This window comes from Paraburkholderia sp. OAS925 (genome assembly GCF_040543975.1).
In the GTDB taxonomy this organism is placed as follows: Bacteria; Pseudomonadota; Gammaproteobacteria; order Burkholderiales; family Burkholderiaceae; genus Paraburkholderia; species Paraburkholderia graminis.
In genome coordinates, this window is sequence record NZ_JBEUNO010000001.1 from 1,917,444 (window position 1) to 1,940,179 (window position 22,736).

Consider the following 22,736-nt stretch of genomic DNA (forward strand, 5'->3'; position numbering starts at 1 on the left):
TCGTGGAAAACTGTATAGATATACAGTATAGTGTCCAACTGCACGCGAGCCGCGGCGCGAACGCCGCCGCTCCGTTTGCACCGAACTTGCGCGGTCGCGAGGCGTCCGTGAGAGGTGGTCCACTCATTCAGACGGTCGAAAAATTGTCATCCAACGGCATTATCAAGATTCGCGGCGCGCGCCAGCACAACCTGAAGAACGTCGATCTCGACGTCAAAACCGGCGAAATGACGGTCGTCACCGGGCCGTCCGGTTCCGGCAAGTCGAGCCTCGTGTTCGACACGCTTTACGCGGAAGGGCAGCGGCGCTACGTCGAAACGTTTAGCGCTTATGCGCGGCAGTTCCTCGACCGCATGGACCGGCCGCAGGTCGACCGGGTGGACGGCGTGCCGCCCGCCATCGCGATCGACCAGACCAACCCCGTGCGCAGTTCGCGCTCCACCGTCGGCACCATGACGGAGCTGAACGACCACCTGAAGCTGTTGTACGCGCGCGCGGCCGAGCTGTTCGACCGCAAGACGGCGCGCCAGGTGCGTCACGACACGCCGGAGACCATTTACGCGGAATTGCTCGAACGCACGGCCGGCAGCGATCCGCGGCTCGTCGTCACGTTTCCGGTCGAGTTGCCGGAGTCGGCTTCCGAGCAGGAGGTCGAGCAATGGCTGTCGGCAAGCGGCTATACGCGCGTGCAGGCACAGCGCGAGGTCGATTCGCCCACCGGCAAGCGCAAGCTGCTCGATGTGGTCGCCGACCGCTTCCGCGTGGCGCAGGCCGACAAGCAACGGGTGGTCGAGGCGATCGAGGCGTCGCTCAAGCGCGGCGGCGGGCGCGTCAATATCTACGTGTTGCCGCCGGCTTCAGACGCGCCGCTCGCGCCCGAGGCGCAGCCGGCCGAGCCGGAACTCTGGCGCTTCTCAACGGGGCTGCATAGCCCGGAAAGCGACCTGCGCTATGCCGATCCGCAGCCGGCGCTGTTTTCGTTCAACTCGGCCTACGGCGCGTGCGACGTCTGCCGCGGCTTTGGCCGCGTGATCGGCGTCGACCTCGGCCCCCTCGTGATCCCGGACGCGCGCAAAACGCTGCGCGACGGCGCGATCAAGCCGATGCAAACGCCCGCGTGGAAGGAGTGTCAGGACGATCTGATGCGCTACGCGGCGAAGGCCGACATCCGCCGCGGCACGCCGTGGGGCGAACTGACGGACGCGGAGCGCGACTGGGTCATCAACGGTTCGCCGGACTGGAACGGCAAGTGGCAAAGCCAGTGGTACGGCGTCAAACGCTTCTTCGAATATCTCGAATCGAAAGCGTACAAGATGCACATTCGCGTGCTGCTGTCGAAGTACCGCAGCTACACGCCGTGCGAAACCTGCGGCGGCGCGCGTCTGAAAACGGAGTCGCTGCTGTGGCGTCTCGGCAGCAAGGCTAATGCGGACCAGGTGCTGGCGCCCGCGCAGCGCTTCATGCCGCGCGGCGTCGAATGGAATCGCGCGCAACTCGAGGCGCTGCCGGGCCTCACCGTGCACGACCTGATGCTGATGCCGATCGAGCGCATCCGCCGCTTCTTCGACGAAATCAGCTTGCCGAGCGCGCTGCTCGACGACGCGCTCAAGCTGCTGCTCGCCGAAGTACGTACGCGCCTCAAATATCTGTGCGACGTCGGGCTCGGTTATCTGACGCTCGACCGGCAAAGCCGCACGTTGTCGGGCGGCGAAGTGCAGCGGATCAATCTGACCACGGCGCTCGGCACGTCGCTCACGAAAACGCTGTTCGTGCTGGACGAACCGAGTATCGGTCTGCATCCGCGCGATCTGAACCGGATCGTGGAGGCCATGCATCGTCTGCGGGACGCGGGCAATACGCTCGTGGTGGTGGAACACGACCCGTCGGTGATGCTTGCGGCGGACCGGCTGATCGACATGGGGCCGGGGCCGGGCGAGCGTGGCGGCTCGATCATTTTCGACGGCGCGCCCGAGTTGATCCGTTCGTCGGGCACGCTGACCGGCGAGTATCTCGGCGGGCGCCGGCACGTCGCGGACGCGGCGCACTGGTCGCAGCGCCCTGTGGACGCGAGCACGCCGAGCATCGTGCTGGAAGGCGCGACCGAGCACAATCTGCGCGACGTTACGGTGGAAATTCCGTTGCAGCGGCTCGTCTGCGTGTCGGGCGTGTCGGGCTCGGGCAAGTCGACGCTGTTGCAAGACGTGCTGTACCCGGCCATGGCGCGGCATTTCGGCCTCGGCACCGAATCGCCGGGCGCATTCCGCAACCTGACCGGCGCGGATCAGGTTACCGACGTGGTGTTCGTCGACCAGTCGCCGATCGGCAAGACCGCGCGCTCGAATCCGGCCAGCTACGTCGGCGCGTTCGACGAAATCCGCAAGCTGTTTGCGAAGGCGCCGCTCGCGCAACAACGCGCCTACGGGCCGGGCATGTTCAGCTTCAATTCCGGCGACGGACGTTGCCCGACTTGCGGCGGTTCGGGTTTCGAGCACATCGAAATGCAGTTTTTGAGCGACGTGTACCTGCGCTGTCCGGACTGTGACGGGCGCCGTTACCGCGCGGAGCTGCTCGAGGTGAAGATCGAGCGCGGCGAACCGGCGCGCGCATTGAGCATTGCCGACGTGCTGGAGTTGACCGTCAGCGAAGCCGCCGCGTACTTCGCGAACGACGCGGAAGTGTTGCGCGTGCTGCAGCCCATTGTCGACGTCGGCCTCGAATATGTGAAGCTCGGTCAGCCGGTGCCTACGTTGTCGGGCGGCGAAGCGCAGCGGCTCAAGCTCGCCGGCTTTCTCGCCGAATCGGCCCAGGCGCGCAGTGCGCGCAGCGCGAAGCAGGCCGTCGCCAAACGGCTTTTCATGTTCGACGAACCGACCACGGGCCTGCATTTCGACGACATCGCCAAGCTGATGCAGGCGTTCGGCAAGCTGCTGGCAAGCGGCCATTCGCTGATCGTGATCGAGCATAACCTCGACGTGATCCGCGCGGCCGACTGGATCATCGACCTCGGTCCCGAAGGCGGCGACGGCGGCGGCCGCGTGCTGTGCGCGGGCACGCCCGAGGACGTCAAGCGCTGTGCCGAATCGCATACCGGTGTGGCGCTGCTGCAGTACGACCGCGCGATGAACGCGGCGACGGAACCTACAGACGCGGCCTCGCAGGGCATCCCGTTGCAGAAGGCGCTGAGCGCGGCGCGCGCGCGGCGTGCGATCGAAGGCGAAGACGTGGTGCGCATCGTCAACGCGCGCGAGCACAACCTGAAAGCGCTGGACGTCGACATTCCGCACGGCAAGTTCAATGTGATCACCGGCGTGTCCGGTTCGGGCAAGTCGACGCTCGCGTTCGACATTCTTTTTCACGAAGGCCAGCGCCGTTATCTCGAATCGCTGAATGCGTATGCACGCTCCATCGTGCAGCCGGCAGGGCGCCCCGAGGTCGATGCCGTGTACGGCATTCCGCCGACCGTCGCGATCGAGCAGCGCCTGTCGCGCGGCGGTCGCAAGAGTACCGTCGCGACCACGTCCGAAGTTTGGCACTTCCTGCGTCTGCTCTATGTGAAGCTTGGCTTGCAGCATTGCATTCACGACGGCACACCGGTTACGTCGCAGAGCGTCGAGTCGATCGCGGCGCAGTTGCTGCGCGACCATAAGGGGCAACACGTCGGCTTCCTCGCGCCGCTGGTGGTGAACCGCAAGGGCGTGTACACCGATCTCGCGAAGTGGGCCAAGGCGCGCGGCAATACGCATCTGCGGGTGGACGGCGAATTCGTGCCGGTCGACCCGTGGCCGAAGCTCGACCGCTTCCGCGAACACACCATTGAGTTGCCGGTCGCCGACCTGATCGTGTCGGCGGACGACGAAGCGCAATTGCGTCATGCGCTCGACCAGACGCTCGAAATCGGCAAGGGCGTGATGCATCTGCTTGCGCCGCTCGACGGCTTGGACCACGCGATGAACGGCGGGCTGCCCACCGCGAAACTCGGCGCCGTGAAAGTGCTGTCCACCAAGCGCGCGTGTCCGGTGTGCGGCACGAGCTATCCGGAGCTCGACCCGCGCATGTTCTCGTATAACAGCAAGCACGGCTGGTGCACGACCTGCGTCGGCACGGGCCTCGCGCTCACGCGCGAGCAACGCGCCGCGTATGACGACACGATCGTCGTCGACGACAATCGCGGCCGTGAACAGAGCTTGCCGTCGGAAGAGCAGGAACCGGAGGGGCTCGTCGACGAACCGTGTCCGGATTGCGCGGGCACGCGGCTTAATCTCACCGCGCGCGCGGTCACGTTCGACGCGCATGCGATCACCGACGTCGCGCAGTGGACCGTGTCGGACACGCGTGCGTGGATCGACGGTCTGCGCATGACCGGGCGCGATGCGGAGATTGCGCGCGACGTGGTCAGCGAAATCGGCAGCCGCTTGCAGTTTCTCGAAGAAGTCGGGCTCGGTTATCTGAGCCTCGACCGCGCGGCGCCGAGCCTTTCGGGCGGCGAGGCGCAGCGCATCCGGCTTGCCGCGCAGTTGGGCAGCAATCTGCAGGGCGTCTGCTATGTGCTGGACGAGCCGACCATCGGCCTGCATCCGCGCGACAACCAGATACTGCTGAACGCGCTGCGCAAGCTCGGCGACAAGGGCAATACGCTCGTGGTCGTCGAGCACGACGAAGATACGATCCGGCGGGCCGATCACATCATCGATATTGGTCCCGGCGCCGGCAAGCGCGGCGGCACGCTGATCGCGCAGGGCAGTGTGGCCGATCTGTCGGCGCAGCCCGAATCGCTGACCGGGCAGTTCCTGGCCTCGCCCATCGTGCATCCGTTGCAGCCGCGCCGCAAAGTCGTCGCGCCGGGCAAGCGCGCGGCGGCGGTGCCGGAGAACTGGCTGACCGTGCATGGCGGCAAGCTGCACAATCTGCGCAACGTGACGGTGCATATCCCGCTGTCGCGGCTCGTCGCGGTGACGGGCGTCAGCGGTTCGGGCAAGTCCACGCTCGCGCGCGACGTGCTGATGGCCAACCTGCTCGACGCGGTTGGGCGTTCGGTGTTGTCGTCGCCGGCTACGCGGCGGGCGCGCGCCGCGGCGCAGGACAAGCAGGCCGCGAATCAGCAGGCCGCGCGCCGTTCGAGCGTACTCGCGCGCAGCGCGCCGCGTGCGCCGCTGAACGTCACGCATGCATGGCATGGCTGCGATTCGATCACGGGTTGGGAGAGCATCGACCGTGTGCTGGAGGTCGATCAGACGCCGATCGGTAAGACGCCGCGCTCGTGTCCCGCCACGTATATCGGCGTGTGGGACGCAATCCGCAAGCTGTTCGCCGGCACGCTCGAAGCGCGGGCGCGCGGCTACACCGCGTCGCGCTTCTCGTTCAATACGGGCGAAGGCCGTTGCCCCGCTTGCGAAGGCCAGGGCGTGCGCACCATCGGCATGAGTTTCCTGCCGGACGTCAAGGTGCCGTGCGACGTGTGCCACGGGCAGCGCTTCAATCCGGAAACGCTGGCGGTGACGTGGCGCGGCAAGAATATCGGCGACGTCCTGACCATGGAAATCGACGAAGCCGTCGAGTTCTTCGCGCCGATCTCGAACATCGCGCACCCGTTGCAGTTGATGAAAGACGTGGGGCTCGGTTACCTCACGCTCGGTCAGCCGTCGCCGACGTTATCGGGCGGCGAGGCGCAGCGGATCAAGCTCGTCACCGAGTTGAGCAAGGTGCGCGACGACGTGACGCGGCGCGGTCAGAAGCCGCCGCATACGTTGTACGTGCTGGACGAGCCGACTGTCGGCCTGCATATGGCCGACGTCGCCAAGCTGATTCGCGTGCTGCATCGTCTCGCGGACGGCGGGCATAGCGTGGTCGTCATCGAGCACGATCTGGATGTGATCGCCGAGGCGGACTGGATCATCGACCTGGGTCCGGAAGGCGGCGTGGGCGGCGGCGCGATCGTCGCGGCCACGGACCCCGAGGGAATCGTGCAGGTCCGCGAAAGTCACACCGGAGCCGCGCTGAGGCCGGTGCTCGAGCGCGTGGCCAACGCGGGCGCCGGCAGCGGCGCAGGCGTCGGTGCTGTGCGCGAACCGGGCGAAGGCACGAACGGCTAGCGCGCCGTTTCCTGCTACACAACGGTCTCACGTCTCGATGGAGAGATGCGGGACCGTTGCCGCCTGTCGTGTCCCTAATTGCGTCGCGAACCGCTCCGCCGACCGGCCATTAACTCCGACGAATCCAGAAAGCGAAATGAAGGATTTTGCGCGTTATTAATCCGACGAATCAAAATTGATGTTTCAAAAGTGAAACATTTTTTGATGCGTCGAAGCGCCGCATATTAACGCGTTAATTCCACGAGTGGAATGCCGCGCGCCTAATTGCCAATAGAAATGGCGCTGATTCGAGACTCGCGAATTACCGATGCAATTAAAAGGGCCAACGTCGGCGGCCCTTGTGTTCAGCTTTGAAACATTTTTCGTCATCGCCCGAATGCGGCCTGAAGCGGCCGATGCGCGGTGAATCGACACGTTACCACAGCGTGGCGTGGAGACGCACGGCGTGTGCGGCTGCGCGGGCCCGCCGCTCGCGCGGACGGTATGTTTTTCCGCTGCATGTGAATGCATTGTCACTTATTACTTGCATCAAATGAGAATATTTTTCGTCGTACTTTTATTCGATGATCATTTCGATAGTTTTCAAATTTACTAATGCGGTTCATTCGGCTAACATCGCTGATAATCTCTGAAGCGGCGTTTGCCGATGTCGAATTGCGATTATCAATTCACTGATATCGTCGGAGCAACGCGCGTCTCGTCCAACCATGTAGACATTTTGAGGAAGACCATGTCCCACATTCACGTCGATTCCGCGAGGGTTACCTGGTTACACACGCCGACCGTCAACGTTCGCACTGCCGCGCGCCGCATCGGCGTGCTGCTGTTCGACGGGTTCTGGCTGCTGGGCCCCGGCACGGTCGTCGAAATGTTCCAGACCGCCAACGAACTGGCCGGCACGCGGCCCGGCGAAGAGCCGCCATATGAAGTGCAGTTCCTGTCGCTCGACGGCGGCAGCGTGCCGAGTTCGTCGGCGGCGCGCATCTGGACCGACCGTATCGACACGCGTTTTGGAACCGGCTTCGACGTTCTCTTCATCGCCGGCGGACACGGCGCGCATCAGGCGGCCCGCGACCAGCGGCTGCTTGGCTGGCTGCGCACGGTGCAGGCGCGCACGCGGGCGATCGAAACCATCGGGGAAGGGCGGCTCGTGCTCGAGGCGGCGAACCCCGGCGACCCGGAAGCGCTGCAGATCAACCGCTATGGCCACGGCGCCGCGGACGCCATCCTGAGCGCGGCGAACGATCGAAACGACTGCGCGCGCAGCGCGCTGATGTTCATCAAGCGCGATCTGGGCGCCGAACTCGCGCGCAGCGTCGCCGAACGCGTGATGCCCGGCATGGCCGCGACCTGGGTGCCGCTGCCGTCCGAGGGCGGAACGCTGAGCGTCGCCGAGAAGATTCGCGCGGCGGCGCGCTGGATGGAAGCGAACTGCGACCGCCCGGTCTCGGTCGCCGACGCCGCGCAGGTCGCCGCCATGAGCGAGCGCAATTTCCTGCGCCGCTTCAAGCATGAAATGCACGTCACACCGTCCGACTATCTGCTACAGGTGCGGCTGCGCATTGCATGCAACTTCCTGACCGAAACCGAACTGCCGGTCGACAAGATCGCGCGTCGCAGCGGCACCGGCAACGGCGACCGCCTCGCCAAGATCTTCCGCAAGCGCATGGCGTTGTCGCCCACCGAATATCGCGCCCGCAGCCGGCTCGCCGCGTCCGAGCTCTGACAATCCAATCAGCGCGCCTTTGAGGCACGCGCGTTTTACAACCGCCACGCGCGAGCGCGGCGGCATCCGGGTGTTTGTCGAGCAGCTTCTTACGGGCACAGTGGCAATGGGCAACCAGGTGTTGGCAACGGCACTACCGGAAGTGAAACTTATCGAACCCGAGGTGTTTGGCGACGAATCCGGTTTCTGTTACGAGAGCTTCAGCGCGGACGAGTTCATGGACGACGTCGCGCGCGGCTTCGAGTTCGTGCAGGACCGGCATCTGCGTGCGGTGCACGGCGTGCTGCGCGGATTGCACTATCAGGTGCAGCGTCCGCAAGGCCGGCTGATGCAGGTCGTGGTCGGCGAGATCTTCGACGTGGTCGTCGACGTGCGGCTCAAGTCGCCCAACTTCGGCAAATGGTGCGGCGCTTATCTGAGCGCGGAAAATCATCGGCAGGTGTGGGTGCCGCCTGGTTTTGCGCACGGCTTCGTCGTGCTTTCCGAGGTTGCCGAGTGTCTGTGGAAGGCGACCGAATACTGGTTTCCCGAACTCGAGCGCTGCATCTTGTGGAGCGATCCGGATATCGGCATTGAATGGCCGATCGGCTTCGAGCCGATCGTCGGCGCGAAGGATGCCGGCGGGCGGCGTTTGTATGAAGCGGAGAACATGGTGTAGGGGCAGCGGGGGTTGCCACCCCGCAACCGCAGCCCTAAGTTCATCTACATCTAACGCCCAGCCGTCACCGCCCCGACGCTCGCGGCGACCACGAGCACCATCCCGGTAATCTGCAAAACGCCCATCGGCTGATGCAATACGATGAAGCCGGCCACCGCGCCGATCGCCGGCTCGACACTCATCAGGATCCCGAACGATCCCGCCGGCATATGACGCAGCGCCACCATTTCCAGCGCATACGGCAAGAGCGGAACGAGTATCGCGAGGCCCGCCGTCGCCACGAGTTGGCCAACTGCGACGTGCATGCCGCTTTCGGCGAGGCCGAAGGGCGTGGCGACGAGCGCCGCCGCGATCAGCGAAACGGACAAGCCCTCTAGTCCGGCAAACAGCTTGCCGGTCTTTTTCATCAACACGATGTAGCTGCCCCAGCCGCAGGCCGCGGCGCATGCAAGCAGGACGCCGAGCGGTTCGCCGACCCAGCCGGCGCCATCGCGCGAGAGCAGCACGACGCCCGCGATGGCGAGCGCCGGCCACAGCAGCGCGCGAGCGCGGCGCACCGCGAACGTCGCGACCGCCAGCGGGCCGAGGAAATCTATCGCCACCGCAAGTCCAAGCGGAATGCGCTGAAGCGCCGCGAAAAAGCACAACGTCATGCCGGCCATCGCGGCGCCGAGCGCGCCCGCGGCAAACCAGTGCGCGCGCGAGTAGCTGCGAAAGCGCGGGCGCACCAGCACCGCGAGCACGAGCGCGGCCCAGGCGAGACGCAGCCATGTCGTGCTAAGCGAACCGTAGACGGCCATCGTCGGTTCGGACAGTGCGGCGCCGAATTGCACGCTCGACATGGACAGCACGCACAGCAACGCGGCGCCGGCTGCGGCACGCGTGGGCTTCGTCATGTTGGGCGTCGGGTCGGCTGCGCACTTGATCGTCGTGTCCTGCATGGGTCCTCTTCGCGTCGATGGGAAAGGTCCACCTATCTTATCGGCTCGCACGCTACTAAGATAAGTTGATATTTCTTATGCAGGCTTCAGGAATCGTGATGACCCGTGACCTCGACAGCAGTCTGCTTCGCACCTTCGTGACCGTGGCCGAGACCGGCGCGGTGGGCGCGGCGGCAAGCCGCCTCGCGCGCACGCAGGCTGCCGTCAGCATGCAGTTGCGCCGTCTCGAAGAGGATCTCGGCCAGCGCCTGCTCGACCGCTCGCCGCGCGGCGTGCAGCTTACCGAAGCCGGTCATCTGCTGCTGCCTTATGCGCACGCGATTCTCGGCGCGAGCGCCGATGCGCGGCGCGCGCTGAGCGCGGGGCAGGTGTCGGGCACGGTGCGGCTCGGCATGCTCGAGGACATCGCCGTGGGGCGTTTGCCGCGTGCGTTGCGGCGCTTCTCGATTGCCTATCCGCGCGTCGCGCTGGAAATCGTCGTGGACAGCAGCGCCGCGTTGTCAAAGCGTCTCGCGGATGGCGGCCTCGACGTCGTCGTCGCCGATCCCGCGCTCGTGACCGGCACGCCGCTCTTCACGTGGACGCAGCCGCTGTTCTGGGTCGGCGCGCGCGGCTATCTGCGCGAGGCCAGCGCCCCGTTGCCGCTGGTCGCGTTCGGCGAAACCTGTCTGTGGCAACAGAACGTTTTGACGGCGCTGCGCCGGGCGGGCATCGGCTGCCGGATCGTCTGCACGAGCACGAGCTTGCCGGCAGTGCAGTCGGCGGTCGAAGCGGGGTTGGGTGTATCGGTATTGCTCGAAGGCAATATTCGTTCGGAGTCCATGAGGATAATCGGACACGCCGATGGCTTGCCCGATGCGCCCGTTGCGGATTTCGGCCTGTTCATGCGCGACGTCGGGGGCGCGCATGCGGCGGCGGTGCAGACATTGCAGCGCTTTCTATGCGAGGAACTGCATCTTGGCTCGCGGACATTCACGCGCGAAAGCGAACCGCATGTGCAATCGGCGGAATGACGAGCGTTTGACGTTGTCTTTGACGGACAGCACCGCGACGAGCAAAAAACAGATGTGCTGCGATGCGGGAGACCCGGCCGGGCGGCAACTATTGCAATAGACCGTGGCAGCTATTGCAACAGGTTGCCGGTACGCGCGCCGGGCCGGGTATTCCTCCGCTTACATAGCGATGCGGTGATCAGCGCCGCATCACGCCCATCAGCAAGGTGACGAGGAAAATCACCACGAAGATGAAGAACAGCACCTTGGCGATCTCCGTCGCGCCGGCGGCGATGCCGCCAAAGCCGAATACCGCGGCGATGATTGCGATGACGAAGAAGATTGCAGCGTATCGAAGCATGAGGCCTCCCACCGATAGAAATGCTGGATTGACGTAAAACGGCGGCTCGCAGACGGTATGGCGCACCTGCCGCGAGCGATCTGCCGGCGAGCGAAGTCGAGCAATACGTGTGCCCACGGGTAAAGCTCGCGCAAGCGGCCTCGAGTTGTCGCTTCCGTGCAACAACGCGCGCTCCGGCTGCCCGGGCCGCATGAAATCCAATTGCAAGGTAAAGAGACGCTGACTAATTTGTAATGCGTCGCCGACCGAAAAAACTCACCTATGCGCTTTTGCTTTGACGGCAACGTTTGCGCGCATGAATAACGTCGCTGGATTAAACCATTTCATCGCGAAAAATATGCTTTGCCGGATAAAAGGGCGCTGCGCAAATCTGAAAACGTTAATTAAGCTTTAACATTTGGCGGCTAAAAGTCTAAACATGCAATGCTTTTACGGATTTAATGAGCCGTTCGTTTGCAAACAACTGAAAAAAATCCCGCGAACCTCCTTGCCAAGCGCTTGAGTGCCAAGCCAGAATGCGTCGCTAGACAGATTCCGCTAGTGCTTCGCCGCCATCATTAAAAAAGTTTGGGGCGAAAACGGAGGCCGGCAAAATCCGCAGGAGCCTGCGCGGAAAATCGGCTCCTGGATAAACGAATCAAAAAAAAGAAACGCACGCTGCGGCAGGTTGCATTTTCCCGATTTCGCGGCGGGCGCGGGGTGACGCATAAAATCAAATAAAGGCCGGGGTGGCTATGTCAATTAGAGTTTTGTCGATTTTCGGCACGCGGCCGGAAGCCATAAAAAATGGCGCCGCTTGTCAAACAGATGGAGGCCGATGCCGGAATCGACTCCGTGGTGTGCGTGACCGGCCAGCATCAGCAGATGCTCGACCAGGTGCTCGAGCTCTTTGCAATCGAGCCGGATCACAATCTCGCGGTCATGACGGCCAACCAGACCTTGAACGGCCTCGCGTCGCGTCTGATTGCGTCGCTCGACGAGGTCCTCGCCACCGTGCAGCCCGATCGCGTGCTCGTGCACGGCGATACGACCACCGCATCCGCTGCCGCGCTCGCCGCGTTTCACCGCCGCATTCCCATCGGTCACGTCGAAGCCGGTCTGCGCACGCGCGATCTGACGCAGCCGTGGCCGGAGGAAATGAACCGCCGCATCGTCGACGTGATGAGCGATCTGATGTTCGCGCCGACCCCGAGTTCGAAGCAACGGCTCGCGGAGGAAACGCTGCAGGGGCGCGTCGTCGTCACCGGCAACACTGTCATCGACGCGCTGAATCTGACCGCGGCGCGCATCGACAGCGATCCGGCGTTGCGCGCTTCGCTCGACGCGCGCCTGCCGTCGATCGACGGCGCGCGGCCCATGCTGCTCGTGACGGGCCACCGGCGCGAGAGTTTCGGCGCGGGCTTCGCGAACATCTGCGCGGCGCTCGGCGATCTGGCCGACGGCGGCAGCGTGCAGATCGTTTATCCCGTTCACCTGAATCCGAATGTGCGCGGCCCCGTGCAGGAATCGCTCGGCGCGCGGCGCAACGTTCATCTGATCGATCCGCTCGACTACCTCGGCTTCGTGCGCCTGATGCAGCGGGCGTCGCTGATCCTCACCGATTCGGGCGGCGTGCAGGAAGAAGCGCCGGCGCTCGGCAAGCCGGTGCTCGTGATGCGCGACGTAACCGAGCGTCCGGAAGCGGTCGCGGCCGGCACCGTGCGCCTCGTCGGCACCGAGCGCGCGGCGATCGTGCGGGCCGTCAGCGCGCTGGTCGACGATCCGTCCGAGCGCGAACGTTTCGCACATCGCATGAATCCGTATGGCGACGGACAGGCGTCGCGGCGCATCGTGGCCGCGCTGACCGGACGTCCGTTCGACGAATTCGCGCCCGAAGCGTTGGCCATTTCACCGGCGAGTTCGTTGGTTAACTCATCGGCGAATGCGGCGCCTCGCATCGCCGAGACAGAGTTCGCGAAATAGAGCCAAAGCCGCGCGCGAGCAGGCAGCGGTTTTTACCGGAGCGGGGCACGCCTACGCACGGCGCGGCTTCAGGGCGCGGTCCAGCGAACACGCCGCGATGCCGATATTGCAGATAGCACGACTGGCGCAACGGGGCATGCTCCGCGGCGCCATCGAACTCCGGCAAATCGCGCAGCCCTCGGCAGATCGCGGCCTCACTCGTCACTCCTTGCTGATTCAACCCACGCCGGGCAATCCCGGCTTTGCCGGCCGCTGGCCGATCCGAGTCAAGACAACATGATGCTCACTACCAAGCTGCGAATCCAGGCCCGCGATGGCCGCCAAACCCGCGTCCCAAGCCTCCGGCTGAGCGCGTTCGCCGGGCTGCTGCTGTTCGCGTGCAGTGCTCATGCACAGCAGCCCGCCGAGATCGCCGGCAGCTTCGCGCAACTCGGCCACGGCCGTCTCGCGAGCCGCAGCATATCGCTGGCCGAACTCGGCATGCGCGATCCGCTCGTGCTGCGCGCGCCGGACGCCCGCCAGGAACTGTATCTGCCGGTGCCGGCCGGCGTGCCGCTCACGGACGCAAGCCTGCAGATCGACGGCGGCTATCTGCACGGCAACGGCGGCCGCGTCACGATGCTGGTTTCGCTCGACGGCTCGCCCGTGCTGTCGCGCAGTCCCACGCAGGAACAGGGCGACGGCTCGGCGACGCTCGGCGTGGACGGCGCCGCGCGGCCGAGCGGCTTCGTGCGCGTCGGTCTCGACTGGTCGTCGGTGATCAACGACAACGTCTGCACGGATCAAACCGCGATCGGCAATGTATGGCGCGTCGCGCCGACCCTCGCGCCTGACCTATCGCTACGATCCCGACGCAATCGTCGATCTGCGCGGCGCATGGAGCGCGTTGCCGCACAAGCCGGTCGTGATGCTCGGCGCGCGCAGCGTCGCCGCCCCCGCGTTCGACGCGGGCTGGCGCGTCGAGGCGCTGCTGCAGCGCGAAGGCCGCGCGCCCCTCACGCGCGCGTGGCCCGCTGCCGGCGATACGGTGGATCTGACTGGCATCGACGTGCCTGCGCCGTTGCGCGCGATTCCCGCTTTCGCCGCGCTCGCCGCGGGCGGCTCGCATAAGCTCGCGAATGCTGCCGAAGCCGGCGCGTTGATCGCCGTCGCGCCTGGCGCTGCGTTCGCGCCCGATGTGATCGTCGCCGACGACACGCTGCGTGCGAGCTTGAAGACTTCACTCGACGCGTTGCGCGAACAGGTGGCGGGCGCATCGCCGGCCGCGGCCGATGCATTCGACGCGTGGCGCGCACGCGCCATCGATCCGGTCGCGAAGCCGCTTGCCGCCGGCGAAGTGCGCGTCGCGCACGTGGGCGGCCAGGCGGCGATCGTGGTGGGCGACAACGACGGCGTCGCGGTGCTCGCGCATACGTGGCGTTCCATCGACGTGGCGAGCCGCCTCGTGGTTCATCAGATCGACAACGCGCCGGATGCGCGCGGCGAGCAGATTGCGCTGTCGCTGCTCGGCGGCGAGCCCCGCACGCTCGACGTGCAGGGGCGCGCAAGCTGGGACGCGAGCTTCGATCTCGGCGCGGCCTCGCGTGACGGCAAGCTGCCGGACGCCGTCGTGCTCGACGTGAGCGCGGCGCCGACCGTCGACAATTCCGCGCAGACCGCTTCGGTCTATTTCAATGACGTGCTGATCGGCTCGCAACTGCTCAACGCCAACGGCAAGCCGCAGCGCATCACCGCGCACGTGCCGCGTTTCGCGCTCGCGCCGCGCAACCAGTTGCGGGTCGAATTTCAGCGCCCGCCGGAGGGCGGTTGCCGTGCACGCGATCCGGGCCATCCGATCGCGGTTCTCGCGAGCAGCCACTTGCGCCTCGCCGACGCCACGCTCAGCGACGACTTCACCGGCATGGTGGCGCGCTTTGCATCGCAGGCCGAAGTGATCGTGCCGGCCGCTTATCTCGGCGACGCCACCGGCGCACTGCCGCGCGTCGCGCGTCTTGCCAACGCGAACGGCATTGCGCCGACGCGTGCAACTTTCAGCGTGGCCCGCGACGGCGAGGCGGTCAAGCCGCAAGGCGCGTTTCTCGCTGCGGATGTCGCGCTCGCCGATGAAAAGAGCCTCGCGCGTCTGGCCAAAGACCGCCTGTCGTTCACCGATTCGTCGGGCAAGATGCTCGCGGATCTGTCGGGTCTGAACCGCGTCGGCGTGATCGAGGTGGTGAGTTCGGGCAGCGTGCAGGGCGTGTCCTACCGGAGCGTCGGCGACGCGCCGGCCGTGCTGCCGGCTTCGCTGCAACTGTCGCGCGGCGACGTGGCGATCGTCGACGGCAGCGGCACGCTGCGCCAGTTCGATGCGCGTCATCCGGGGCAGGTGGTCGACGCGAGCGACATCGAAGGTCCGTGGTTCATGCGAGGCTGGGTGCGCTGGGGCTTGCCCGCCGCGCTGATCGGATTGCTGATCTTGCTCGTGCTGATCGCCAACGGCGCGCGCCGCAGAAGCCGCGACAACTCGCGGAACAAGCCGTGAGCATCGCGCTAATCAAATGGTATGCGGGCTACGCGGTCGCTCACTACTACCACGGCCTGGAATACTTCGCGGCGCTGGTGGCGTTCCTGATCGTGCTCTCGAGCATCGACGATCTCTTCATCGATCTCTGGTACTGGAGCCGCATGATCTACCGCCGCGTGACGGTGGAGCGCACCTATAAGCCGCTGACCGCCGCGCAACTCTACCAGCGCGAAGAGCAGCCGCTCGCGATCATGGTGCCCGCGTGGCACGAGTACGACGTGGTCGCGGCGATGATCGAAGATCTCGTGCGCGTGATGGACTACCGCAACTATGTCGTGTTCGTGGGCACGTATCAGAACGATCCGCAGACCATCGCCGAAGTCGAGCGCATGCGCCGCCGCTACAAGCAGTTGCGCCGCGTGGAAGTGCCGCATGACGGGCCGACGTGCAAGGCCGATTGCCTGAACTGGGTGATTCAGGCGATCTTCGCTTACGAGCAGGAAGCGGACATCGAATTCGCGGGCGTCGTGTTGCACGATAGCGAAGACGTGCTGCATCCGGTCGAGCTGCGCTTTTTCAATTACCTGTTGCCGCGCAAGGACATGATCCAGTTGCCGGTCGCATCGCTCGAACGCAACTGGTTCGAGCTCGTGGCCGGCACTTATATGGATGAATTCGCCGAGTGGCACGCCAAAGACCTTGTGGTGCGCGAGAGCCTGGTGGGCTCGGTGCCGTCGGCCGGCGTGGGCACCTGCTTTTCGCGGCGCGCGCTGCTGTCGCTGATTGCCGAGACCGACAACCAGCCCTTCAACACCGAGAGTCTCACCGAAGACTACGACGTCGGCGCGCGTCTCGCGAAGATGGGCATGCAATCCATCTTCGCGCGCTTTCCCGTGCAGTTCGCGGCACGCCGCAAGGCATGGTTCGGCTTTGGCCGCGAACGCGACATCACTGTAACGATGCCTTTATGTGTGCGCGAGTTTTTCCCCGATACGTTTCGCACCGCTTATCGGCAACGCGCGCGCTGGACGCTCGGCATCGGCTTGCAAGGGTGGAAGCAGACGGGCTGGAGCGGGTCGCTCGCGAATCGCTATCTGCTGTTTCGCGACCGCAAGGGAATCGTCACCGCGTTCGTCGGCATGATCGCGTATGGGCTCGTGATCCAGTTCCTGCTGTTCGCGGGCGCCGATCTGCTCGGCCTGATGCCCGGCCTGATCGCCTCGCCGTTCGCCGACTCGCCGTGGCTGCGCGCGTTGCTGTGGGCCAACGCGGTGGCGCTCGTGTTGCGCGTCGTGCAGCGCATCTACTTCGTCACGCGTCTGTATGGCTGGGAGCACGGCGTGCTGGCGGTGCCGCGCATGGTGGTCGGCAACTTCATCAATTTCATGGCCGTTGCGCGGGCGTGGAAGATGTTCATCGTGCATCTCGTGACGGGCAAGCGGCTCGCATGGGACAAGACCATGCACGATTTTCCGTCGGCGGATGGTTTTAACAATCGCCGTCAACGTCTTGGCGAGCTGCTGCTGTCGTGGCAGGCGATCGATCCCGACCGGCTCGAGCAGGCGCTCGGCGAGAGTCATGCGCGCGAGGCGCCGCTTGGCCGCGTGCTGATGGCGAAGGGCTGGCTCGACGAGGAGACGCTTGCCGAGGCGATCGCGTTTCAGACGGATCTGCCGCGCGGTCGACTGAACCCCGTCCAGCTTCACGACGATGCCGCGTGTCTGCCGCTCGAGACGATCGTGCGGCATCGCGTGCTGCCGCAGATCGACGCGGCACAGGGACGCACGAAGCTGCTGAGCGCGAGTCCGCTCGCCGACGATGTGCTCGCCGAGTTGGGCGCGCTGATCGATGGGCCGATGGTTCAGGAAATCGTTCGCGAGGGCGAGGTTGCGGCGGGTTTGCGCCTGCTGCGCGGCGTCGATGTGGCCGCTTTGGCAGACGTGGACGCGGGCGCGGGCGCGCCGCCCGCGCGCAGCGTGCCGCTGATCGGCGATCTGCTGATCGAACATGGACACGTGCGCCGCGAGGCTTTCGAAGCCGCGATGCAGCACTATCGTCCGGACCGCCACGGCCGTATCGGCGACTATATGGTGGCGCGCGAGGTGATCTCGCTTGCCGCACTCGATAACGTCATCCAGGAACAGCGCCGCCTGCAGGCCGCGTTGGCGGCAACACAATGATCGACTCGATTTTTATGCGGCGCGCAGACGCGCTGTGCGTGGACGCGGCTGCTGTTTCGCTGCGTTTTCGGGGACTTTTTGCGGCAACGCGCGATGTGCGCGAGCGTCGGCTCAGCGCATGCGCCACGCCATTCGTGTTGCACGCGATTGCTGCGGTGGTGCTTGTCGGTGCATCAGGCGCGGCGTCGAATGCGTATGCGCAGAGCGGAGCCGCTTCGGCACCGAACGCGCAAAGCGCGCAGAACGCACCGAACGCGCTGCCGCTAAGCGGCGCCGCCTATCGTGTCGCGCAGGAAGCCTATGCCGCTTACGCTCGCGGCGATTATGCGGGCGCCGTCGCGCGAACTCGCGAGGCCATTCGCCAGCGGCCCGATCTCGTTTCGCTGCGCGTGCTGTTGGCCAATTCGCTCGCCGCGCAGCGTCGTTATGGCGAAGCGAGCCGCTCGCTCGGCGACGCGATCGCGCAACTCGGCGCCGACCCCGCATTGACCTCGCGGCGCAAGCAGATCGACGCTTTGAGTGTGTCGACCCGCGCGGTCGCACACGGCAGCCGTCAGCAGGCGGGCGATCCGAATGCGTTGAGCGGCGCGGCGCTGAACGCCGCTCAGCATGCGTACAAGGCGTATGCGTCGAAGGACTTCGCGGCCACGGTCAGGTATGCCAACGACGCGCTCGCGCTGCGTCCCGATCTGCTGCGTCTGCACTTGCTGCTGATCGACGCGTCCAGCGCGGCCGGCGACGATGCGAATGCGTGGGCCGCCGACCTCGATGCGATGAAGCGTTTCGGCGATAACGACGAGTTGCGCTTGCGTCGTGGCTTTATCGGCAGCAGGCTCGCGCCGAAGTCCGCGGCCGCCTCGTATGAAGCGCGCCGGCAGCACGATGACGCACGCGCCGCGTTGCTCGCACGCGACGCGGTGTCGTATGCGCCGGATCGCCTCGGCTACCGGATGCAGTTGATCGACGCGCTCTTTGCCGCGAACGATCTGCCGGCTGTCGAGGCCGCCGCAAGCGCTGCAATTGCCGATTTTCCGGCCGATGCCGCGTCGCTCATGCCGCTCACGTTGCGCGGCTACGCACTCGCCGCGCAAGGCCGCGCGTCGGATGCCGACACAGACTTCGCCCTTGCGTTGAAGGCCAACCACGCAAGCGAGCGAGACCGGCGCGTGGCGCGCACGATCATCGCCGATGTATGGATCGCCGCCGCCGAGCCGCAACGCGCGCTCGATCTGCTCGCGCCGTTGCTGACGAAAAGCGACGATACCGATGCCGCGATCGCGCTGCGTCGCGCGCGGGCGCGAGCTTCGTTGAGCCATCCGGTCGCGAGTTCGCTCGATCCGCTGCGGCGGCCGATCATCGAATGTCTGCTCGATGAGTACGGCTCCAGTTGCTATGTCTATGCTGCCGATCCGGGCTTTGCCGCGGCGCGCGCAGCGCAGAAAGCATCGGCGGCGAACGATAAAGCCGCCGCGCTGCGCGATGCCCGCGACGCAGTGCAAGCCGCGCCGGACGATCCGCAGCATCGCGTGCGATTGATCAACGCGCTGGCCGCCACGGGCGACAAGGGCGATGCGCGCGAGGCAAACGACCAAGCCCGTTACATGGTGAACGCGGGCATGCTCGACGCGCTGCCCGACATGACGGCTGCCTACGTCGCGCAACGCGCGGGCAATGGGCGCGTTGCGTACGAGCGCTTTACGATGGCCGACAAGGCCGGCGCATTGCCGCCAGGCGCGGCCGCGGATGCCGGCTACGCGGCGATGCACGCGCATCAAAATCGCGAGGCCGCGCGGTACTTCGAGCGGGCCGTCGACGCGAGTGCGGCGCCGTCGCCGGACACGGAAAGCGTCGCGACGCCGACGCCCACGCTGACGTCCACTTCGACGCCCGCGCAACTGAACGACATACGCAGCGCACACGCGGACGTCACGCGCAACTGGGGCTTTAACGCGTCGCTCAATTATCGCGGCGCGGGCATGCAGCCCGGCTATGCATCGTCGCCGACGCCGGGTACGTCGAACAACTGGCAAGGCGGTGTCGAAGCGTACTGGCGGCCGTTCGGCAGTCTCGGCGAGCGGATGTTCGAAGTCTATGCGCGCGGCTATGAAAGCTTCGGCGTGAAGAACGGCGGCGCGAGCGGCGTCGATACGTTGCAGGCGACGGTCGGCGCGCGCGCCAAACCGTTCACGCAGATCGACGCGATCGTCGCGTTCGAGCGCATCATTCCGATCGGCTCGCGCGTGAATCCGGACTGGCTCGCGCGGCTCGCATATTCGGGCGGCTTCGGCACCGAGCGTCGCGTGGACGTGCCTGCGTGGTGGACCACGCGCATTTACGCGGAAACGGGCGCGTATCTGAACGCCGGCTCCGTGTATGCAACCACCAACGTGCAAGTGGGCCGCACGTTCCGGATGGACCGCTATAGTCCGAAGTGGACCGTGTTCCCGTATCTGGTGGTGGGGGCCGACTACGATTCGAGCGTCGATCACAGCATTCCGCTCGGCGCCGGGGTCGGCATCTCGACGCGCTACTGGTTCCGCGACAGTCAGTACGACGCGCCGCGCTCGTATGTCGATCTATCGGTGCAGTACCGGCTGAAAATTTCCGGCGACGATCGCGCTCGCGGCGTGTTCTTTGGGGCTGTGTTCGCGTATTGAACCAGCACAGTTCCGTTCCAGTGTCATGGAGTTGCATGTCGAAGGCTGACGACAAACACGCATCCGATTCACGCGAGGGCAGTGCGCGGGCCGCGGGTCCGCGCTCGCCGCGCCGTCGCACGCTGCTCGCCGCGGGTGCGTTGACGGCGGTGTTCGGCGGCTGTGCAACGAACCGTCCCGGCGGTGCGGACAGCCTCGCGCAAGGGGTGGTGTGGCAGCCGGACTCGGACCATCTCGATCCGCGTGGAGACTGGCAGCGTCTTGGCGTAAGCGAGTTGCTCGTGCAGTGGACGGCGGTGGACGGCACCGCTTATCTGTCAGGCGTGGATGCGTCGGACGGCCTGAAAGCCGCCCGCCGTTTGCCCGACTGGACGCGCATCGCCGACGAGCCCTGGGCGCGCAATGTGATCGTCGGTCTTGCGGGCCGCTTTGACGAGACGTCCGCGCGCGCGCAAGCGGCGCAGTTGATCGAGCAATCGCGCAGGCTGCTCGCGGCGCGGCCGCCGGTTCGCGTCGCGGGCTATTACTTTCCGGTCGAAGTCGATCCGACGTGGGAAGGCGCGAGGGCGCTCGGGCCTTTGCTCGACCGGTTGCCCCGGCCTTTGTGGATCAGCGTCTACGACAATTCGAACCGCGGCGGCGAAGCGCTTGCCGCGTGGCTCGACGGCTGGCTGCCGCACGACGTCGGCGTGTTTTTCCAGGACGGTTGCGGCGTCTATACGCGCGGCCCGGCCGCCGCGCGCGCTTATGCGGACGCGCTGGCGACGCGGCTAGGCGAGCGCCGCGTGAGGATCATCGCCGAGGCGTTTCGTCCGGGCACGGGCGGCGAGTTCCGCCCGGCGAGCGCGGCGGAACTCGCGCCGCAACTGTTTGCGTATCGCGGCCATCGGGTCTATCTGTTCGACGGTCCGCATTATGTGTCCGCTCAGCTTGTGCAAGAGTTGCTGGCTGTCGAGCGTCCGCGGAGTTAACGGCGCTGGTGCGCGTTGCGCCAGGCTGTGACCGCTTCGACGCGATGGCTTCACGCAACTGATTCAACGCACCTGATTCAACGGAACTGCGTAACCGCCAGCAACAAAATCATGCTGCCGATCGCGCCGTCCAGCACGCGCCACGCAGTGGCGCGGCGAAACAGCGGCGCGAGCGCACGCGCGCCCCAGCCCAGTCCGATGAACCACACGCAGCTCACCGCCATCGCGCCGACCGCGAACGCCACGCGTGCGCCGTCCGGTTCGCGCGCGCCCGCGGTGCCGATCAGCAGGAACGTGTCGAGATACACGTGCGGATTGAGCCACGTAAAGGCGAGCGTCATCAGCACGATCGGCAGTGCGCGTTGCGCGGGCGGCGCGCCGTCGCCGGTGCCGGCGTCCATGACCGCATGCCCGGGCCGCACCGCGCGGCGCAGCGCGTTAATGCCGAACCACACGAGATAGGCGAGCCCGACATACAGCATGACGTGCACGAAGACTGGATAGCGCTCGACGAGCACCGACGCGCCACCGACGCCCGCGCTAATCAGAATGCAGTCCGACAGCGCGCACAGCGCGACGATCTTGCCGACATGCGAGCGCATGATGCCTTGCCGCAGCACGAAGGCGTTCTGTGCGCCGATGGTCACGATCAGCGACGCGCATAACGCCGCGCCATGAGAAAAAGACAGCCAGTTCATAGTCGATCCAGTAGACGGGAGAAGCGAATGTGGCTAGTCTGCGGATTCCGATCCGATAAGAGAAGCTAATTTAACTAACGCCGATTAAGGAATGCTAATGCTCGACTATGCGCTGCTCGATGCGCTCGCCGCCGTGGTGCGGCACGGTTCGTTCGACCGCGCGGCGAGCGCGTTGAACGTCACGCCCTCGGCGGTCTCGCAGCGCGTCAAGCTGCTCGAGGAGCGCGTGGGCAGCGTGCTCGTCAAGCGCGGCCAGCCGTGTGTCGCGACGACCTCCGGCGCGTTGCTGTGCCGTCATACCGAGCGCGTGCAATTGCTCGAAGCCGAACTGACCGGCCGCGTGCCCGCGTTGCCGGGCGGTCTCGTCGAAGCATGGCCGACACTGCGCGTCGCGGTCAACGACGACAGCGTCGGCACCTGGTTCATCGATGCCGTCGCGCCGTTTTGCGCCGAGCGTCAAATGCTGCTCGACCTCGTGATCGACGATCAGGATCACACCGCGCAGCGCATCCGCGACGGCAGCGTGCAGGGCGCGGTGACCACGCAAGCCGAGCCGGTGCAAGGCTGCCGTTCCACGCGTCTTGGGCGCATGCGTTATCTCGCGGTCTGCTCGCCCGCGCTTTTCGCGCGTCATTTCGCGGACGGCGTCACGCGCGACAGTCTGCGCCGCGCGCCGTGCGTCGATTTCAATCCGAAGGACCAGTTGCAAAAGCGCTTCATGCGCCGTATCACGCGGGCGGAAGTGGACCCGCCGTTGCACTGGATTCCGCACGTCGCGGGATTTTTGCGTGCCTGCGTGACCGGGCTCGGCTGGGGCATGTGTCCCGAGCGCATGATCGCCGCGCATCTCGCGAGCGGCGAACTTGTGGAGATGGCGCCCGGCAAGCATATCGACGTCGATCTTTATTGGCAGAGCTGGCGTCTGTCGATTGGCTGGCTCGACGATTTCAGCGCAGTGTTGCGCAAGCGCGCCGCCGAGTTTCTCGATTAGTTGCGCA

The 22,736-nt window shown here is 65.7% G+C and carries 13 protein-coding genes and 1 pseudogene; 10 read left to right on the plus strand and 4 right to left on the minus strand.

Annotated elements, in window-relative coordinates; all coding sequences use genetic code 11:
• The first annotated feature begins 143 nt into the window (after positions 1 to 143).
• From uvrA to rfbC, 3 genes are all read left to right on the plus strand, one after another.
• Positions 144 to 6,089, plus strand: coding sequence for an excinuclease ABC subunit UvrA (gene uvrA, locus ABIE53_RS08370; protein ID WP_376914977.1), 5,946 nt, complete (start codon positions 144 to 146; stop codon positions 6,087 to 6,089).
• 730 nt (positions 6,090 to 6,819) lie between these two features.
• Complete coding sequence (locus tag ABIE53_RS08375) at positions 6,820 to 7,815, plus strand: GlxA family transcriptional regulator (RefSeq protein ID WP_006051153.1); 996 nt, start codon at positions 6,820 to 6,822, stop codon at positions 7,813 to 7,815.
• Between the two features lie 106 nt (positions 7,816 to 7,921).
• Positions 7,922 to 8,473, plus strand: coding sequence for a dTDP-4-dehydrorhamnose 3,5-epimerase (rfbC, locus tag ABIE53_RS08380; protein ID WP_006051152.1), 552 nt, complete (start codon positions 7,922 to 7,924; stop codon positions 8,471 to 8,473).
• A gap of 50 nt (positions 8,474 to 8,523) precedes the next feature.
• Here rfbC and ABIE53_RS08385 read toward each other — a convergent pair whose 3' ends face one another.
• Positions 8,524 to 9,414 carry an EamA family transporter gene (locus ABIE53_RS08385; protein ID WP_053857858.1) on the minus strand — a complete coding sequence of 297 codons (891 nt, stop codon included), beginning with the start codon at positions 9,412 to 9,414 and terminating at the stop codon, positions 8,524 to 8,526.
• 98 nt (positions 9,415 to 9,512) lie between these two features.
• Between ABIE53_RS08385 and ABIE53_RS08390 the strand changes: the two genes are divergently transcribed.
• Positions 9,513 to 10,427, plus strand: a complete 915-nt coding sequence (locus ABIE53_RS08390; protein WP_107708476.1) for a LysR substrate-binding domain-containing protein — start codon at positions 9,513 to 9,515, stop codon at positions 10,425 to 10,427.
• A 178-nt stretch (positions 10,428 to 10,605) separates the two neighbouring features.
• On the opposite strand, the gene ABIE53_RS08395 is transcribed toward ABIE53_RS08390, so the two are convergent.
• Positions 10,606 to 10,767, minus strand: coding sequence for a DUF1328 domain-containing protein (locus tag ABIE53_RS08395; protein WP_006051149.1), 162 nt, complete (start codon positions 10,765 to 10,767; stop codon positions 10,606 to 10,608).
• Positions 10,768 to 11,501: 734 nt separating this feature from the next.
• Between ABIE53_RS08395 and wecB the strand changes: the two are divergent.
• A pseudogene (wecB, locus tag ABIE53_RS08400) lies at positions 11,502 to 12,729 on the plus strand (non-hydrolyzing UDP-N-acetylglucosamine 2-epimerase).
• Between the two features lie 216 nt (positions 12,730 to 12,945).
• Here wecB and ABIE53_RS08405 read toward each other — a convergent pair.
• A complete protein-coding gene (locus ABIE53_RS08405) occupies positions 12,946 to 13,515 on the minus strand; it encodes a hypothetical protein (protein ID WP_376914981.1) in 570 nt (189 codons plus the stop codon).
• Positions 13,516 to 13,528: 13 nt separating this feature from the next.
• Here ABIE53_RS08405 and ABIE53_RS08410 point away from each other — a divergent pair, with 13 nt between their 5' ends.
• From ABIE53_RS08410 to ABIE53_RS08425, 4 genes are read left to right on the plus strand one after another with little or no spacing between them, the layout of a single operon-like run.
• A complete protein-coding gene (locus ABIE53_RS08410; RefSeq protein ID WP_376914983.1) occupies positions 13,529 to 15,250 on the plus strand; it encodes a cellulose biosynthesis cyclic di-GMP-binding regulatory protein BcsB in 1,722 nt (573 codons plus the stop codon).
• The gene (locus ABIE53_RS08415) at positions 15,247 to 17,412 is read left to right on the plus strand and encodes a glycosyl transferase family protein (RefSeq protein WP_107708470.1); all 2,166 of its coding nucleotides are present in this window, start codon (positions 15,247 to 15,249) and stop codon (positions 17,410 to 17,412) included. The genes ABIE53_RS08410 and ABIE53_RS08415 overlap by 4 nt, the downstream gene beginning before the upstream one ends.
• A complete protein-coding gene (locus ABIE53_RS08420) occupies positions 17,409 to 20,069 on the plus strand; it encodes an NfrA family protein (protein WP_114156061.1) in 2,661 nt (886 codons plus the stop codon). Before ABIE53_RS08415 ends, ABIE53_RS08420 begins: the two co-directional genes overlap by 4 nt.
• 35 nt (positions 20,070 to 20,104) lie before the next feature.
• Complete coding sequence (locus ABIE53_RS08425) at positions 20,105 to 21,040, plus strand: alpha-amylase family protein (RefSeq protein ID WP_107708466.1); 936 nt, start codon at positions 20,105 to 20,107, stop codon at positions 21,038 to 21,040.
• A 77-nt stretch (positions 21,041 to 21,117) separates the two neighbouring features.
• On the opposite strand, the gene ABIE53_RS08430 is transcribed toward ABIE53_RS08425, so the two are convergent.
• Positions 21,118 to 21,738 carry a LysE/ArgO family amino acid transporter gene (locus tag ABIE53_RS08430; protein ID WP_107708464.1) on the minus strand — a complete coding sequence of 207 codons (621 nt, stop codon included), beginning with the start codon at positions 21,736 to 21,738 and terminating at the stop codon, positions 21,118 to 21,120.
• A gap of 97 nt (positions 21,739 to 21,835) precedes the next feature.
• Between ABIE53_RS08430 and ABIE53_RS08435 the strand changes: the two genes are divergently transcribed.
• Positions 21,836 to 22,729: a LysR family transcriptional regulator ArgP gene (locus tag ABIE53_RS08435; protein WP_107708462.1), complete on the plus strand. Its 894-nt coding sequence runs from the start codon at positions 21,836 to 21,838 to the stop codon at positions 22,727 to 22,729.
• Positions 22,730 to 22,736 lie beyond the last annotated feature (7 nt).

Excerpts from the sequence above, each read along its gene's own strand:
- ABIE53_RS08375 (WP_006051153.1), top strand. The coding sequence starts at position 6,820 with ATGTCCCACATTCACGTCGATTCCGCGAGGGTTACCTGGTTACACACG.
- rfbC (WP_006051152.1), top strand. The coding sequence starts at position 7,922 with ATGGGCAACCAGGTGTTGGCAACGGCACTACCGGAAGTGAAACTTATC.
- ABIE53_RS08385 (WP_053857858.1), bottom strand. The coding sequence starts at position 9,414 with ATGCAGGACACGACGATCAAGTGCGCAGCCGACCCGACGCCCAACATG.
- ABIE53_RS08390 (WP_107708476.1), top strand. The coding sequence starts at position 9,513 with ATGACCCGTGACCTCGACAGCAGTCTGCTTCGCACCTTCGTGACCGTG.
- ABIE53_RS08395 (WP_006051149.1), bottom strand. The coding sequence starts at position 10,767 with ATGCTTCGATACGCTGCAATCTTCTTCGTCATCGCAATCATCGCCGCG.
- ABIE53_RS08410 (WP_376914983.1), top strand. The coding sequence starts at position 13,529 with ATGTATGGCGCGTCGCGCCGACCCTCGCGCCTGACCTATCGCTACGAT.
- ABIE53_RS08420 (WP_114156061.1), top strand. The coding sequence starts at position 17,409 with ATGATCGACTCGATTTTTATGCGGCGCGCAGACGCGCTGTGCGTGGAC.
- ABIE53_RS08425 (WP_107708466.1), top strand. The coding sequence starts at position 20,105 with ATGTCGAAGGCTGACGACAAACACGCATCCGATTCACGCGAGGGCAGT.
- ABIE53_RS08430 (WP_107708464.1), bottom strand. The coding sequence starts at position 21,738 with ATGAACTGGCTGTCTTTTTCTCATGGCGCGGCGTTATGCGCGTCGCTG.
- ABIE53_RS08435 (WP_107708462.1), top strand. The coding sequence starts at position 21,836 with ATGCTCGACTATGCGCTGCTCGATGCGCTCGCCGCCGTGGTGCGGCAC.